Origin of the sequence: Comamonas sp. B-9 (assembly GCF_000410635.1) — a bacterium.
Lineage (GTDB): Bacteria > Pseudomonadota > Gammaproteobacteria > Burkholderiales > Burkholderiaceae_C > Comamonas.
Genome location: NZ_KE148563.1, coordinates 1 through 1,818, shown reverse-complemented (window position 1 = coordinate 1,818; position 1,818 = coordinate 1). Strand labels below are relative to the sequence as shown.

At 68.0% G+C, this 1,818-nt stretch carries 1 protein-coding gene; it reads left to right on the top strand.

Features of this window, described 5'->3' with window-relative positions:
* Nucleotides 1–1,818 (top strand): YhdP family protein (locus tag H928_RS27295; RefSeq protein WP_306729940.1); only part of this gene is annotated, 1,818 nt, incomplete at both ends.

Sequence of the window (1,818 nt, the reverse complement as noted above, 5' to 3'; positions counted from 1 at the left end):
GCCAGTGGCTGCAGAGCAACCGGCCCGCCGGCCTGATCCGCAGCGCATCGGCCCATTGGCGCGGTGATATGGATACCTTGCAGGACTGGCAGGTCAAGGCCGATGTGGGCCAATTGGCCTTTGGCATGCCGGCTGCGGCACCACGCGCCAATGCGGCGCGCGACAGCCATGGCGGCCTGGTGCTGGCGGCCGGGCAGCCGCATGTGGGCCTGCGCGGGCTGGATCTGACGATTGATGCGCGGGCCGGTGGCGGCCAGGCCAAGATTGCCTTTGCCGATGGCGCGCTCTACCTGCCTTCGGTGTTTGAAGACCCGCAGGTCCCCATCACCTCGGCCAGCACCCAGCTGCAGTGGACGGTGCAGGGCGCGCATATCCAGATGCAGTCCGAGCGGCTGGAGTTTGCCAATGCGCATGCGGCCGGCCATGCGCGCTGGTCCTGGCAGACGGCCGACCCGCAGAAGACGGGGTCCCACTCGCGCTTTCCCGGCATCCTGCAGCTCAAGGGCGTGCTTGAGCGGGCCGATGGCACCCAGGTGCACCGCTATTTGCCGCTGCACATTCCGCCCGATGCGCGCCACTATGTGCGCGATGCCGTTCTGGCCGGCCAGGCCAGCAATGTGCAGTTCGAGATCGATGGCGATCTGTGGGAGGTGCCTTTCCCTGATTCTCGCCATGGCCTGTTCCGCATCGTCGCACCGGTGCGCGATGTGCGCTATGCCTATGTGCCCAACTCGCACCTGCACCCCGGCGAAAAGCCCTGGCCGGAGCTCAACCGCCTCTCGGGCGAGCTGGTGTTTGAGGGCAATGGCATGCAGGTCAACAAGGCCAAGGGCATTCTGGACGGCAACCAGCGCATCGTGGTCGACCAGACCAGTGCCCAGATTCCCGACTTCCATGCCACGCGCGTGCTCGTCAATGCGCAGGCCAACGGGCCCTTGGCTGATATGCTGGCCACCGTGCGCGGCAGCGCGATCGATGCGCTGACCCAGCATGCGCTGGCGCAGACCCAGGCCGATGGCGATGCCCAGCTGCAGCTCAAGCTCGCCCTGCCGGTGCATGACATGGCCCAGTCCAAGGTCGATGGCAAGGTGCTGCTGGCGGGCAACCGCATCCAGTTCCATGATGACTCGCCGGTGGTCGACAAGGTTACCGGTGCGGTGCAGTTCTCCGAGCATGGTTTTGCGCTGCAGGAGCTGCAGGGCCAGGCGCTGGGCGGTGCGGTCAAGTTCTCGGGCGGCATGGATGTCAGCGGCCTGCCCGCTGGCGCGGACCATGGCCCCCGCCTCAAGGTACGCGCCAATGGCGTGGCCACGGCAGACGGCCTGCTGCGCGCCAAGGAGCTGGGCCCGGTGGTACAGCTGGCGCAACTGGCCCAAGGCCAGGCCGCCTACCAGCTGGACATCAGCATGGCCCAGGGCGTGCCGCTGGTGGAGGTGCGCAGTGATCTGGCCGGCATGGCGCTGGCGCTGCCGGTGCCGCTGAAAAAGACGGCCGACGAAGTCTGGCCGACCAACTTTGCCAGCACCGTGCCCGAGGGCCAACGCGCCGCGCTGGTGCGGCAGAACATGCAACTCGATGTGGGGGGGCGGCTGCAGCTGCGCTATGTGCGCGACATCAGCAGCGATGATGCCGTGCCCGACAAGGTGGTCAGCGGCGTGCTGCGCCTGGGTGCTGGCGCGCTGACCTTGCCGGCCAAGGGCGTGATTGCCGAGGTGCAGCTGCCGCAGGTCGATGTGCAGGAATGGCAGGCGCTGGCCCAGCGCCTCAAGGCCATGGCGCCAGCCCGCGCGCCCGTGGCAGAGGGTGCGGCGGCCGCAG